Origin of the sequence: Xanthomonas sp. CFBP 8152, from assembly GCF_014199025.1 — a bacterium.
GTDB classification, from domain to species: domain Bacteria; phylum Pseudomonadota; class Gammaproteobacteria; order Xanthomonadales; family Xanthomonadaceae; genus Xanthomonas; species Xanthomonas arboricola_B.
Genome location: NZ_JACHNO010000007.1, coordinates 54,017 through 67,179, shown reverse-complemented (window position 1 = coordinate 67,179; position 13,163 = coordinate 54,017). Strand labels below are relative to the sequence as shown.

The 13,163-nt window shown below is 68.6% G+C and carries 11 protein-coding genes; 1 reads left to right on the top strand and 10 read right to left on the bottom strand.

Translation table 11 applies throughout. From position 1 onward, the window contains the following. Window positions 1-245 precede the first annotated feature (245 nt). Both FHT09_RS18725 and hrpB read right to left on the bottom strand, forming a co-directional pair. A complete protein-coding gene (locus FHT09_RS18725) occupies window positions 246-677 on the bottom strand; it encodes a hypothetical protein (protein ID WP_016903604.1) in 432 nt (143 codons plus the stop codon). A gap of 223 nt (window positions 678-900) precedes the next feature. After that, window positions 901-3,402: an ATP-dependent helicase HrpB gene (gene hrpB / locus FHT09_RS18720; protein WP_104606920.1), complete on the bottom strand. Its 2,502-nt coding sequence runs from the start codon at window positions 3,400-3,402 to the stop codon at window positions 901-903. 182 nt (window positions 3,403-3,584) lie between these two features. On the opposite strand from hrpB, the gene FHT09_RS18715 reads away from it, so the two are divergent. After that, a complete protein-coding gene (locus FHT09_RS18715) occupies window positions 3,585-5,702 on the top strand; it encodes a methyl-accepting chemotaxis protein (RefSeq protein ID WP_181141394.1) in 2,118 nt (705 codons plus the stop codon). Window positions 5,703-6,303: 601 nt separating this feature from the next. On the opposite strand, the gene FHT09_RS18710 is transcribed toward FHT09_RS18715, so the two are convergent. From FHT09_RS18710 to FHT09_RS18675, 8 genes are all read right to left on the bottom strand, one after another. After that, window positions 6,304-6,777, bottom strand: coding sequence for a DUF1456 family protein (locus tag FHT09_RS18710; protein WP_016901421.1), 474 nt, complete (start codon window positions 6,775-6,777; stop codon window positions 6,304-6,306). A 104-nt stretch (window positions 6,778-6,881) separates the two neighbouring features. Beyond that, window positions 6,882-7,241 (bottom strand): hydroxyisourate hydrolase, encoded by a 360-nt coding sequence (gene uraH / locus FHT09_RS18705; RefSeq protein ID WP_104606918.1) that lies wholly within the window; start codon window positions 7,239-7,241, stop codon window positions 6,882-6,884. Next, window positions 7,211-8,632 (bottom strand): FAD-dependent urate hydroxylase HpyO, encoded by a 1,422-nt coding sequence (hpyO, locus tag FHT09_RS18700; protein WP_184417076.1) that lies wholly within the window; start codon window positions 8,630-8,632, stop codon window positions 7,211-7,213. The genes uraH and hpyO overlap by 31 nt, the downstream gene beginning before the upstream one ends. After that, window positions 8,629-9,120, bottom strand: a complete 492-nt coding sequence (uraD, locus tag FHT09_RS18695; RefSeq protein ID WP_104606917.1) for a 2-oxo-4-hydroxy-4-carboxy-5-ureidoimidazoline decarboxylase — start codon at window positions 9,118-9,120, stop codon at window positions 8,629-8,631. Before uraD ends, hpyO begins: the two co-directional genes overlap by 4 nt. Further along, window positions 9,117-9,512 carry an oxalurate catabolism protein HpxZ gene (hpxZ, locus tag FHT09_RS18690; RefSeq protein ID WP_104606916.1) on the bottom strand — a complete coding sequence of 132 codons (396 nt, stop codon included), beginning with the start codon at window positions 9,510-9,512 and terminating at the stop codon, window positions 9,117-9,119. The genes uraD and hpxZ overlap by 4 nt, the downstream gene beginning before the upstream one ends. Continuing rightward, window positions 9,509-10,399 carry an allantoinase PuuE gene (gene puuE, locus FHT09_RS18685; protein WP_104606915.1) on the bottom strand — a complete coding sequence of 297 codons (891 nt, stop codon included), beginning with the start codon at window positions 10,397-10,399 and terminating at the stop codon, window positions 9,509-9,511. The genes hpxZ and puuE overlap by 4 nt, the downstream gene beginning before the upstream one ends. Continuing rightward, the gene (locus FHT09_RS18680) at window positions 10,396-11,652 is read right to left on the bottom strand and encodes an alanine--glyoxylate aminotransferase family protein (protein ID WP_184417074.1); all 1,257 of its coding nucleotides are present in this window, start codon (window positions 11,650-11,652) and stop codon (window positions 10,396-10,398) included. The genes puuE and FHT09_RS18680 overlap by 4 nt, the downstream gene beginning before the upstream one ends. Beyond that, window positions 11,642-12,913 (bottom strand): allantoate amidohydrolase, encoded by a 1,272-nt coding sequence (locus tag FHT09_RS18675; RefSeq protein ID WP_104607098.1) that lies wholly within the window; start codon window positions 12,911-12,913, stop codon window positions 11,642-11,644. Before FHT09_RS18675 ends, FHT09_RS18680 begins: the two co-directional genes overlap by 11 nt. Window positions 12,914-13,163 lie beyond the last annotated feature (250 nt).

The following is a 13,163-nucleotide window of genomic DNA, read 5'->3' as shown; positions in this document are numbered from 1 at the left end:
GATCCACCCTGCGATGCGGCAAGACGGCGCGGGGCAGGGCAAGCGCGGTAATGACAGGGGCGCGACTAGGGGCAAGCAACGCGATCACACGCGATCGTTAATCTGCACATGTAATGCCGCATTCTTCGACCGCGCGAGTGGGCATCGATGGCTTAACCATTTCATGGTGGCACCGGCCGTCGTCCACAAACAAAAACGCCACGGCGCTGGGCCGTGGCGTTTTTGTTTGTGCCTTGAAAGACGGCTTATTCGATGCCGTCGCTCGGGGTCACTGCACCGCGACGCTGGTAGGCGGCGCGACGCGCGCTGGCGTTGCTGGCATGTTCGCGGTCCAGACGATGCACATTGCCGCCGAGCACCTGCTGGTCACGCTGGCGCTTGCGATACACGGCATAGCCGATCAGGCCCAGGCCGGCGACAGCCGCAGCCACAGTGACGGCCGGGTTGCGCTTGACCACTTTGCTGACGACCTTGCCGCCGGTGCGCACGGCACCCAGGGCAGCGCCGGTCTTCAGCCATTCGCTGGCGCCCGGACCGAAATGACGCAGGCTGCTGCCTGCATGACGGGCCTGATCGCCCGCGTTGGAGGCGGCGTGACGCAGGTGGTCGCCGGCATTGCCAGCCAGTTCCAGGGCACGCTCCAGGGCGCGTTCGGTGATCACAGTCAGCTTGCTCATTGGAGGCGTTTCCTTTCTGAGTACGTGTGCCGCAGTGTGTGGGCTGGTGCGTATAGACGGTGTTAGCGGTGGCAGGGCTTGTTTGGGTTGCGGTTAAGTAACGATGCGGGGCGACGCTGTGATCGGTGCTTACCTGGATTCGGCATTTACCTGGATGCAACAGAGGCCTGCCCTGGCCGGTATCGACGTCGACTCCCTTCTCCCGCCGGGAGAAGGGCTTACATCAGGTGCCGCGCGGTTTTGCTCTATGGGTTGCAGTCGCAGTCCATGGATCTTCCGGCCACGGATGCCGCGGATACCGGCCCTTCATCTCCTTCCTGACATCCGGATAGGTCGTGATCCAGAAGCTCTTCAGATCCTGGGTCACCTGCAACGGGCGTCCACCGGGTGAGAGCAGGTGCAGGGTCAGCGGAATGCGGCCGTCGGCGATGCGCGGGGTTTCGGCCAGGCCGAACAGCTCCTGCAACTTGACCGCCAGCACCGGCGGCAACGGTTGCTCGGCGTGGTCGAGGGCATAGACGATCTGTCGCTCCATGCCCGAGGGCACGCTGATGCGGGTGGGCGCATGGCGGTCGACCAGCTGGCGGCGGTCCCACGGCAGGGCGGCCTTGAGCGCTTCGCCTAGAGTGGCCTCGTCCAGCGCGTCCAGGCGGGTCTTGCCGGCGAAGGCCGGGCGCAGCCAGGTGTCCAGCGTCTCCAGCAACGCCGGGTCGGACAGGTCGGGCAGCGCAAGCTCGGGCATCCAGGCGCGTAACGACTGCAGGCGTGCACGCCATTGGCGCAGGCCGTCGGTCCACGGCAAGGCATCCAGGCCGAGCTGACGCACGGCCTCGGTCAGGGCGCCGGCGGCTTGCGCCGGATCGACGCGGCCGGCCGGGCGGCTGTCGAGCACGATGCGGTCGAAGCTGGATTGCCGGCGCGCGACCAGGGCGCGCTTGTCCGCGTCCCATTGCACCAGATCCTGCTGCACGAAGCGCTCGGGCACGCTGCGGCGCAGATAGCCGTCGTCCACCGGCGCGGCGCGCAGCAGCAGCGCGTCCTTGGCTTCGTAACGCAGTTCGCTGGCGACCAGCCAGGGTTCGCCGCGCAGGTCGCTGTGGTCGAACAGGCGCGCGCTGCGGCCGTTGGCGAGCAGGTAGCGCAGCGGGTCGTTGGGGTGGCGTGCGGCGATGCGGTCGGGGAAGGCATGCGAGAGCAGGTCGCCGAGCGCGTGCGCCTCCACGCTGGCAGGCGGGGCGCTGTCGCAGCGCAGCCGCCGTCGCCATTGTTTGGCGGCGCTGTCGATCGCGGCCAGGCCGCTGCGGTTGGCATCGTGTGCGCTGCGGCCTTGCCGGAATGCGGCCAGTGCGCGCCAGCGCGCAGCCAGTCCATCGCCACCCTGACGCAGCGGGTCGCGCGCTTCCAGCAAGGCGGCAAGGTCGCAGGCCAGCGCCACGCGTGTCGCATCGCCGGCCTGCGCCAGCATCGCGGCCAGGCGCGGATGCGTGCCCAGCGCGAGCATGCGCCGGCCCAGCGCGGTGATGCCGCCGCTGCCGGTGAGCGCGCCCAGCCGCTGCAGCAATTCCTGCGCGGCGGCCAGCGCGCCGGCCGGCGGGGCATCGACGAAGCGCAGCGCGGCGCTACCCCAGGCGGCCAGTTCCAGCGCCAGGCCGGCCAGTTCCACCTGGGTGATCTCCGCGCGCCGCTGCGGCTCCAGCCGTTGCGATTGCGGCCACAGCCGGTACGCCCAGCCGCTGGCCACGCGCCCGGCGCGGCCGGCGCGCTGGTCGGCCGAGGCCTGCGCGATGGCGGTGACGTCCAGGCGCGAGAAACCGCTGTTGGGGTCGTAGTGCGGCTCGCGCGCCAGCCCGCTGTCGATCACCACGCGCACGCCGGGCAGGGTGACCGAAGACTCGGCGACGTTGGTCGCCAGCACCACGCGGCGGCGCCCGGACGGGTCGGGTTGCAGCACCTGGCTTTGCGCCTCGACCGACAGCTCGCCGTGCAGCGGCAGCACCTGCATCGCCGGGTCCAGCATGTCCTGCAGCGCGCTGTGCACGCGTGCGATCTCGCGCTGGCCGGGCAGGAACACCAGCACATCGCCCGGATGGGTGGACAAGGCGTGTTCCACCGCGCGCCGGGTCTGCGGCTCCAGCGCCTCGTCGCGGCGCGCGGGAAAGTGCGCGATGTCCACCGGGAAACTGCGCCCGGCGCTGCTCAGGCGCGGTGCGTCGAGAAAGCCGGCCAGGCGCTCGCCATCCAGCGTGGCCGACATCGCCACGATGCGCAGGTCCTCGCGCACCTGCGCCTGCACGTCCAGCGCCAGCGCCAGGCCGAGGTCGCCGGCCAGATGGCGTTCGTGGAATTCGTCGAACAGCAGCGCGCCGACGTGCTCCAGCATCGGGTCGTCCTGGATCAGCCGGGTCAGGATGCCCTCGGTGACGACCTCGATGCGGGTACGTGCGGAGGTCCTGTTCTCGAAGCGGATGCGGTAGCCCACGGTCTCGCCGACCGGCTCGCCCAGCTGGCGCGCCATGAACACCGCGGCGCTGCGGGCGGCGACGCGACGCGGCTCGAGCATCACGATCTTGCGACCGGCCAGCCAGGATGCGTCCAGCAAGGCCAGCGGTACCTGGGTGGTCTTGCCGGCCCCGGGCGGGGCTTCCAGCACCAGTCGCGGATGGGCGGCCAGGCTGTCGCGGAGCTGCGGCAGCAGTGGGGCGATCGGAAAAGCAGGCTCGGTCATGCGCGGGAAGGATACGGGGCCGCCACAGATGGCGCGATGGTTGGCCGTCGGGTGAAGCCTGTCAGGGAATCCGGAAGTGCTCACCTCTTCGGGCATTCAAGCGATGATTCCGGCGGCCGGCGCTGCTTCAGATCGGTAAGACACATGTCGACAACCGATGTAATCCACGATCTGGATGCACCATGTCTGCTGTCACCCCGAAATTCGTCAGCCTGCAAAGCAAGCTGCTCGGCGCGCTCGCGCTGGGTCTGTCGGTCATCCTGCTGTGCGCCCTCGGCGGTCTGGGCACGGCGTGGCTGAGTCTGTCGGGCAAGGTGCCGCCGGAGGTGGCGCAGGCCTCCAGCAGCGAAGAGATCACCCGCGATTTCCGCCTGCAGGTGCAGGAATGGAAGAACGTGCTGATCCGCGGGCGCGATCCGGCGCTGCTGGACAAGCACCTGGGCGCATTCCGCGAGCAGGGCAGGAAGGTGCAGGCCAGCACCGAGGCGCTGGCCAGGGCAACCCGGGACCCGCAGGCGCGCGCGCTGGCGCAGGACTTTGCCAAGGCGCATCTGACCTTGCAGCGCAATTACGAAGCGGCGCTGGGCAAGTTTGCCGAGGCCGGTTACGACACCCAGGTGGGCGACCAGCTGGTCAAGGGCCAGGACCGCGCGCCCAGCCAGACGCTGGAAGCGCTGGTGAAACGCAGCAAGACCCTGGCCGATGCGGCGGTGCTGGCCAGTTCGCAATCGGCGCAGCACAAGCTGGTGCTGTCGGCGGTGGCCACGATCGCTGCGGCGCTGTGCCTGGTGGCAGTGCTGGGCTGGTGGATTCGTCGCTCGATCGTACGCCCGATCGAAAACGTGGCACGTGCGGCACGCCAGGTGGCGGCTGGCGATCTGTCGGCGCGTGCAGCAGTCAGCAATCGCGATGAAATCGGTCTGCTTGGCCAGGCCATGGGCCAGGTGGTCAACACGCTCACCGATGTCTCCACCGCGCAGGCCGACATGGCGCAGCGCCACGAAGCCGGGCAGATGAGTTACCGCATGGATGCGCAAGCCTTCCCGGGTGCATACGGCCGCATGGTCGACGACACCAACGGCTTGATCGGCGCGCAGGTCGGTCTGATCGGCGACATGCTGCAGGTGATGCAGCATTACGCGGTCGGCGACATGTCGGTGGACATGCCGCGTCTGCCGGGCGAGAAAGCGCAGATCACCGAGGCGATGGACACCACCAAGCGCAACCTGGCGGCGATCAATGGCGAAATCCGTGGCCTGGTCGACGCGGCGGCGGCCGGCGACTTTGCCACGCGCGGCAATGCCGAGGCCTATCAGTTCGAGTTCCGCGCCATGGTCAGCGGCGTCAACGGCCTGATGCAGAACGTGGACCAGAATCTGGCCGAGCTGTCGCAGCTGCTCAAGGCGATCGCCGATGGCGACCTGACCGCGCGCATGCATGGCAACCAGCAAGGCGTATTCGCGCGCATGCGCGACGATGCCAACGCCACGGTGCAGCGCCTGACCGATATCGTCGGCGACATCACCGTGGCCGCGCAGACCATTCGCACCGCCTCGGCGGAGATTGCCGCCGGCAACAACGACCTGGCGCAGCGCACCGAACAGCAGGCTGCCAACCTGGAAGAAACCGCTGCCTCGATGGAAGAACTCACCTCCACCGTGCGCCAGAACGCCGACACCGCGCAGCAGGCCAGCCGCGGCGCGCAGGCGGCCGCCGAGATCGCCGGGCGCGGTGGCGAGATGGTGGCCAGCGTGGTCGACACCATGGGCGAGATCGAGGTGTCGTCCAAGAAGATCGCCGAGATCATCAGCGTCATCGACGGCATCGCGTTCCAGACCAATATCCTGGCGCTGAACGCGGCAGTGGAGGCGGCGCGTGCCGGCGAACAGGGCCGTGGCTTTGCCGTGGTCGCCTCGGAAGTGCGCGCGCTGGCGCAGCGTTCGGCCGGCGCGGCCAAGGAGGTCAAGCACCTGATCGATGCCTCGGTGAACAGCGTGGAGCGCGGCAGCGCGCGCGTGGATCAGGCCGGGCAGACGATGCAGCAGATCGTGCAGTCGGGGCAGCAGGTGACCACGTTGATCGCGGAGATTTCCGCCGCATCGCGCGAACAGTCCTCCGGCATCGAGCAGGTCGCCCGCACCGTCAACGACATGGACGAAACCACCCAGCGCAATGCCGCGCTGGTGGAAGAAGCCTCGGCCGCGGCACGTGCGATGGAAGAGCAGGCGGTGGAACTGAGCGAAGCGGTATCGGTGTTCCGTCTGGATGCACGTCGGCCGCCGCTGGCGGCTGCGGCTTGATTGCGTGAGGCGTTGTAGCGGCCCAGGTGCAGCTGCTTGAATCAAAGCCCGGTGCGTCGAGGGCGCGGTGCCCTCACTGCTTGCGGGACACGCCGTGCATCCCTCCGTGGAGGCTCCTTGGCGGCATCATGCCACCAAGGTTCCCGCAAGCGGCGGGGACACCGCACCAGAGCCTTGGTCGGTGGCCGGGTCAAAACCTGTGTTTGCTTCGAAGTTCGAGATCGCCTTGTTCAAGGTTTGCCTGTTGCTCGGCGTCGATTGAGAAGCGAACCGGAAGCTCATAATCCGCACAACGCACGTCGTGCATTGCTTGCACCAAGCACACCGACCATCTCGCTTGGTCCTTGCCCGCCCACCGTCGCGGGACCTTGAGCGGCATGGATGCCGCGCCAGAGCCTACATGGACGTACTTGCGGCGTGTCCAGCGATGGTGGGCGGGCAAGGGCCCTGCAGCCAAGCGACAGATCGACCGCTCCAGGATCGATCCATCGGCACCATCCAGTCACTTCGAGACAGAAGACAGCTGCGCTACCTCTGCGAATTCAAGTTGCGTCGTTGTTGGACGGCCAAGCCAGGCCAGGCCGACCTCAGCACCCGGGCATCAACCCGCTTCGCGCATCCGCGCGGTCAGGCCCTTGAGGAAGGCGCGCAGCAGCTGGTCGCCGCAGGGGCGAAAATTCTTGTGGCCGGGCTGGCGGAACAGCGCGGACAGTTCCGGCTTGGACAGCGGGAAGCCGGCGCTGGCGAAGATGGCGTGCATGTCCACGTCTTTCAGCTCGAAGGCCACGCGCAGTTTCTTCAACACCAGGTTGTTGCCGACGCGGGTTTCCAGCGGGCGCACCGGCTGGCTCTCGTCGCGGCCGCGGAAACGCAGCACCAGGCCGTCGAGGAAGCGCGCCAGCATTGCGTCGGTGCAGGGCTCGAAACCGGGCTCGTCTTCCTTCTTCAGCCAGGCCTGTACCTGCGGCTTGTCGAGCGCGAACTCCGGGTCGGCCAGGTGGGTGATCTCCACCACCTTGTCGTCGCTGAGGTCGAGCATGTAGCGGATGCTGCGCAGTACATCGTTGTGGATCATGACAATTCCGGGGCCCCGGCCTGTGGCCGGAAAGGCGCCATTCTACGGGGGCGACGCGGAACGCGGCGTGTGCCCCGCCGATCCGTCGCCGAACCGGCGGCCGCTCAGCTGCCGCGATAGGTGGAATACCCGTACGGCGAGAGCAGCAGCGGCACGTGGTAATGGCCGTCGTCGGCGATGCCGAACGCGATCGGCACCTGTTCCAGGAAGGGCGGCTCGGCCAGCGCGGTGCCGGCTGCACGCCAATAGCCGGCCACCTCGAATTCCAGCCGGTAGCGGCCGGGTTGCAGCGTGAGCGCAGCCAGTGCGGGGCAGCGCCCGTCCTGGTTGGTGACGCCGTCGAAGTGCAGGGTGGCGCCGGCGAACAGGCGCAATGCGATGCCGGCGGCGGGGCGGCCCGTGGCCGTATCCAGCACATGGGTGGAGAGCGTGCTCATGCCACCGCCTGGGTCGGTTGCGGCCATTGGCCGACGAACTCGGGCTGGTCGTAGGCCAGGTAGCTGTCGACGATGGCCTGGCGGTCGTCCAGGAACAGCTGGTCGGCCACTGCGCGGGCCAGCCGAGGCAGCGCGACCTTGAGCCCGGACAGGGCCGCCGCCGACGGGCCATGGTTGATCAGCGCCGAATAGTTGAAGGCGAACAAGCCGTGCAGCAGCGCGGCATCCTCGGGCGTGCGCGGCAGCAGTTCGAAGCCCGGCCCCAGGTAGGGATGCGCATCCAGCACCGGATTGGCCTGGCCCGGAGGCGGCTGGTAGCGGTCGGACCAGCAGGCGATGCGCCCGGACAGCGCGGCCAGTTCCGGACGCAGCTGCGGGTCGGTGACCAGCCCGGTGGCAACGGCCAGAAAATCGAAACGGTGCTCGCCCTGCGGCGTGCGCACCACCACCTGGTCATCGCGCTCGGCCACCTCCAGCCATGGCGCGCCCAGATGCAGCGCGAAGCCGGCATGCGCGCAGGCGCGCTGGAAGGTGTCGTTGGTCGGCGGCTGGTTATGCGCGAAGAAGCTGGCCATCATCCGGTACTTGTCCGCATCCGGCAGCGCCAGAAAGCGCGGAATGATGCCGGCCTGTTCCATGTGGCGGAATGGATTGATGCGCGGCAATGCGCTGCGGCGCACGAACACCTCGGCACCGGCGGCGCCCTGATCCAGCGCGAAGCAGGCATTGTCGAACGCGGAGGCACCACCGCCCAGAATGCCCACGCGCTTGCCGGCCAGCGCGGCGAAGTCGATCTGGCCGGAGGTATGCGCATAACGCTGTGCGGGCAGGGCGCGGCTGATCCAGTCCGGCACCATCCACTGGCCGCCGCCCTGGATGCCGGTGGCCAGGATCAGCTTGCGCGTCAGCAATGGCGCGCCCATCGCCAGATGCAGGCGGTGGATGCCCGGCGCCACATCCGGCTCCACCCGCGCCAGCTGCGTGGCATTGCGCACCGGCAGGCGCAGCACCGCGCGGTACCAGCGCAGATAGTCCATCCAGCTGCCGCGCGGGATCTTGTCCAGCGCGTCCCAGCCGGCGCCGCCGTGCTGGGCTTCCCACCAGGCGCGGAACGTCAGCGACGGCACGCCCAGGTCGATCGAGGTGATCTGCTTGGGCGTGCGCAAGGTCTGCATGCGCGCGTAGGTCACCCACGGGCCTTCCTGCCCGGCCGGGTTCTCATCGATGACCAGCACGTTGTGCACGCGCTCGCGTTGCAGTGCGAAGGCCGCGCCCAGGCCGCTCTGGCCGGCGCCGACGATGACCACGTCGTACACGTGCCCTGCCGGATGCACGCGCGGCTGCACCCAGGCATCGCCGCCGTGGGCCAGGCGTTGCAGGTCGTGGTGGAGCTCGCGTTCGAGTTGGGCCAGGCTCATGGCAGTGCCTCCAGGCGCAGTTGCACGATCTTGCCGATCTCGGTGAGGGCGGTGGAAATCTCTTCGCTGCGCGAGGCGTCCAGCCGGCGTTCCAGCGCGGCCAGGATGCCGGCCTTGTCATGCAGCCGCACGCAGATCACGAACGGAAATCCAAACCGATGGCGATAGGCCTGATTGAGCGCGTGGAAGCGCTTGAATTCGGCTTCGCCGAGCCGGTCCAATCCGGCCGAGGCCTGCTCGGCGGCCGACGCGGCGGTGAGCGTGCGGTCGATCGCCGCCTTGCCGGCCAGCTCCGGGTGCGCGCGGATCAACGCGACCTGGTCCTCCTGCGACGCGTCGAACACCACCTGCATCAACCCGCGGTACACATCGGCAAACGGGCGCCGCCGTGCAGCGCGTTCGACCACCCACGGCGAATGCTCGAACAGCTCGCGATAGCGCGCCACGAAGGCGGCATCGTCCAGCACGCTGTCGTCGATCACGCTCATGCATGCGTTCCCTGCAGCGAGACATGCGCGGCGACCACTTTCCAGCCGTCGGCAAAACGCACCCAGCTCTGGCTCTGGCGGCCGCGCACGCTGCTGCCGTCGCGGATGAATTCCGCATGCGTGGTGGCGAAGTCGTGGCCGAAGCCGTGCACCTGCACATGCGCAAGCCGGCGTTGCGGCGAGCCGCCGCGGCCGATGCGAAAGGCGCGGATCGCATCGATGCCGTAGAGCACTTCGCCCACGCCGTAGCGCACCGTGCTGGGTGCGGCGTGAAACAGTGCATCCATTGCGGCGATATCGTCGTGCATCAGGGCCTGCTCGTAGCTGTGGAAGGCGGCGGTCACTTGCGCGATCACCTCGGGCAGGTCGATGGCGGCGCTGTCGATGCTCATGCCGGATGGACCTGCAGCCAATGCCGCGCAATATCGATGCGGCGCGCAATCCAGGCATCGCCGCTGGCCAGCACGTGATCGACAAAACGTGCCAGGGCCGCCGCGCGCGCCGGCTTGCCGACGATGCGTCCGTGCAGGCCGACCGACAGCATGCGCCCGCCTTCGCTGCGCAGTTGCTCGAAGCCATCGCGCAGATAACGGAAGAACGGCTCGCCGTCGGCAAAGCCGTTGTAGGCCACGAATTTCATGTCGTTGGCGTCCAGCGTGTACGGCACGATCAACTGCGCGCGGCCGTGGCGATGGTCGTAGTACGGCACATCGTCGGCATAGCTGTCGGCGTCGTAGACAAAGCCGCCTTCCTCGGCGACCAGCCGCGCGGTGTTGGGGCTGGTGCGGCCCTGGTACCAGCCCAGCGGACGGCTGCCGGTAACGCGCGTGTGCACGGCGATGGCCTCGACGATATGGGCACGCTCGGTGGCCGCATCCACATGCTGGTAATCGATCCAGCGCAGACCGTGGCTGGCGATCTCCCAGCCGGCCGCGCGCATCGCGGCGACTGCCTCGGGGTTGCAGGCCAGTGCCTGCGCCACGCCGAACACGGTCACCGGCACATCGCGCGCAGTGAACAGCCGATGCAGCCGCCAGAAGCCGGCACGGCTGCCGTAGTCGTACAGGCTTTCCATCGCCATGGCGCGCGCGCCGGGCTGCGCTTGCGCGCCGACCATCTCCGACAGGAAGGCCTCCGAGCCGGCATCGCCGTTGAGCACGCAGTTTTCCGCGCCCTCTTCGTAATTGATGACGAACTGCACCGCGATGCGTGCGCCACCGGGCCACTGCGCCGCAGGCGGGGTGGCGCCATAGCCGACCAGATCGCGCGCGGCGCTCATGCATGCGGCTCCGCATGCCAGGCCGCCAGTGCGGCTTCTACCGCCAGCCCTGGTGTGCAGGCATGGCCTTCGGCGCGCAGCACCGCTTCCAGTGCGGCCAAGGTGATCAGCACCTTGTGCTTCATCGCGTTGTAGCCCATCGCGCCGATGCGCCAGATCCTGCCCTGCAAGGGCCCGAACGCGGTGCCGATCTCGATCTCGAAATCCTCGCGCATGCGCCGGCGCACCGCATCGCTGTCGATGCCGTGCGGAATCACCACGCCGGTGACATTGGTCATGCGGTGCGCATCGTCGCCGAACACCTCCAGCCCCAACGCACGGATGCCGGTGCTCACCGCACGCCCGGCGGCGGCATGGCGGGCGAAGCGGGCATCCAGGCCTTCCTGCAGCGCGACGCGCGCGCATTCGCGCGCGCCGTACAACATGGTGGTGGCTTCGGTGTGGTGATTGAGGCGCTTGTCCGACCAGTAGTCCATGATCATCGCCAGATCGAAATAGTTCGAGGCGATGCGCGGCCCGCTGCCGTTGACGATGTCCTCGCGCACGATGCCGCGCTCGACATGCCGACGCGCGAAGATCGCCGCGGCCGCCGCGTCGGAGACGGTGATCGGCGCCGAGCCGGACGGCCCGCCCAGGCATTTCTGCAAACCGCCGGTGACCACGTCCACGTCCCAGCGATCGCTGGCGATGGGCATGCCGCCGATGGTGGCGGTGGCATCCACGTAACTCAGCGCGCCGGCCGCGCGGCACAGCGCGCCGAGGCCATCCAGCGGCTGGGCCATGGTGGTGGAGGTGTCGCCATGCACGGTAGCGACCAATTTGGGTGCCACGCGCTCGATCGCCTCGGCAATGGCAGCAAGCGGCACCACTTCGCCCCAGGGCGCATCGACGGTGTGCACGTCGGCACCGAGCCGGCCCAGGATCTCGGTAAGCAGCAGGCCGAAACGGCCGAAGTTGATCACCAGCACGCGGTCGCCCGGGCTGACCAGCGATACCAGCGCCGCTTCGATCCCGGCGCGCGCGGTGCCGTCGACCAGAAACGTCCAGCGATTCTCGGTGCCGAACAGCGGCCGGTACAGCGCCATCACCTCGTTCATGTAGGTGGTCATTTCCGGATCGAACTGGCCGAGCAGATCGGCCGCCATCGCGCGCAGCACGCGCGGATGCGCATTGACTGGGCCCGGGCCCATCAACAGCCGTTGCGGGGGATCGAGTTCGCCGAAGGTGTGCAGGTGACGCAGATCAGGTGGCAAGGGGATCTCCCAGGTATTCGATGAAGTGGCGCATGACCGCCAGTGCGAGCTCGGCATCGGCCGGGGCCACGTATTCGTCCGGATGATGGCTGATGCCGCCAGCGCAGCGTACGAACAGCATCGCGGTGGGGCAGAGCGATGCCATCACCATCGCATCGTGGCCGGCGCCGGACACCAGATGGCGCGGTGCGATGCCTTGTGCGGCCACTGCGTGTGCCAGACGGCTCAGCAACGCCGGCGCGCAGGGGCTGGCGGCGAGTGTCTGCAGCGGATCGATGGTGATGGCAATGCCGCGGAGCGCGCTGATCCGTGCCAGCGCGTGTTCGATCTCCAGCACCGCCGCATCGCGGCTGGCGTCGTCGCCGGCGCGCACGTCCAGCGTGCAGTCCACCCGGCCGGGCACCACGTTGGTGGCGCCGGGTGCGACCTGCAGCCTGCCGACCGTGGCGACCAGGTCGTCGCTGCCGGCGCGTGCAATCCTTTCGATCGCCAGCAGGGCCTCGGCAGCGGCGCTCAGTGCGTCGCGACGCAAGGCCATGGTGGTGGTGCCGGCGTGGCCGGCGCGGCCATCGAAGCGCAGGGCAAAGCGCCGCTGCGCCGCGATCGCGGTGACGATGCCGATCGGCAGGCCTTCGGCTTCCAGCACCGGGCCTTGCTCGATATGGGTTTCCAGATAGGCCAGCACGCTGCCGGGCGCGCGTGCGGCCTGCGCTATCCGCGCGATATCCAGATCCCAGTCGGCCAGCGCGGTGGCCACGTCGGTGCCGGCCGCGTCGGTGACCGCCAGCGTGGCGGGGTCGAGCGTGCCGGCGACCGCGCGGCTGCAGAACATCGAGACAGGAAAGCGCGAGCCTTCTTCGTCGCCGAAGGCGATCACCTCGATCGCGAACGGCAGGCGCCGCCCCTGTGCATGCAGCGCGGCGACGCATTCGATGCCGAGCAGGACGCCGAGCGGGCCGTCGTAGCGCCCGGCATCGCGCACGCTGTCCAGATGGCTGCCGATCAGCACTGCCGGCGCGTCGGCACGTGCGCCTTCGTAGCGCCCGATCAGGTTGGCCGCTGCGTCCAGCTGCACCTGCATGCCGGCCTGGCGCATCCATTCGCTCACCTGGGCGACGGCGGCGCGGTGCGCCGGGCTGAGCCAGGCACGGAACAGCCCGCCGGGCGTGTCGCTGTAAGGTGCAACACCCAGCGCATCGCAACGGGCGACCGCGCGTGCGCCCGAGCAGTGGATGGAGGAAGTGAGCTGCGCACTCAGCATGGGGCGCGGTGCGGGCGTTGTGTCGCACCGGCGCTGCCAGGACCGCGATGCGACAGGAACCGATGCATGACGCCTCCGCAGGCGGTGTGGAAGGGACGAGGCACGCCGGGCGATTGAGTGCCCGGACGTCGTGGCGACAGGCGCGTGCGCACCGGGCGTCGCAATTGACTATACGAACCGCCCCCGTCACCCCAAAGCGGTTTTTTTAGGGGCACGCGTTGCAAAAAATGCGACACACCGACCCGCACTG

What these genes read in the sequence shown, in the direction of transcription:
- FHT09_RS18725 (WP_016903604.1), bottom strand. Translation starts at nt 677, where the DNA reads ATGAGCAAGCTGACTGTGATCACCGAACGCGCCCTGGAGCGTGCCCTG.
- hrpB (WP_104606920.1), bottom strand. Translation starts at nt 3,402, where the DNA reads ATGACCGAGCCTGCTTTTCCGATCGCCCCACTGCTGCCGCAGCTCCGC.
- FHT09_RS18715 (WP_181141394.1), top strand. Translation starts at nt 3,585, where the DNA reads ATGTCTGCTGTCACCCCGAAATTCGTCAGCCTGCAAAGCAAGCTGCTC.
- FHT09_RS18710 (WP_016901421.1), bottom strand. Translation starts at nt 6,777, where the DNA reads ATGATCCACAACGATGTACTGCGCAGCATCCGCTACATGCTCGACCTC.
- uraH (WP_104606918.1), bottom strand. Translation starts at nt 7,241, where the DNA reads ATGGCCGCAACCGACCCAGGCGGTGGCATGAGCACGCTCTCCACCCAT.
- hpyO (WP_184417076.1), bottom strand. Translation starts at nt 8,632, where the DNA reads ATGAGCCTGGCCCAACTCGAACGCGAGCTCCACCACGACCTGCAACGC.
- uraD (WP_104606917.1), bottom strand. Translation starts at nt 9,120, where the DNA reads ATGAGCGTGATCGACGACAGCGTGCTGGACGATGCCGCCTTCGTGGCG.
- hpxZ (WP_104606916.1), bottom strand. Translation starts at nt 9,512, where the DNA reads ATGAGCATCGACAGCGCCGCCATCGACCTGCCCGAGGTGATCGCGCAA.
- puuE (WP_104606915.1), bottom strand. Translation starts at nt 10,399, where the DNA reads ATGAGCGCCGCGCGCGATCTGGTCGGCTATGGCGCCACCCCGCCTGCG.
- FHT09_RS18675 (WP_104607098.1), bottom strand. Translation starts at nt 12,913, where the DNA reads ATGCTGAGTGCGCAGCTCACTTCCTCCATCCACTGCTCGGGCGCACGC.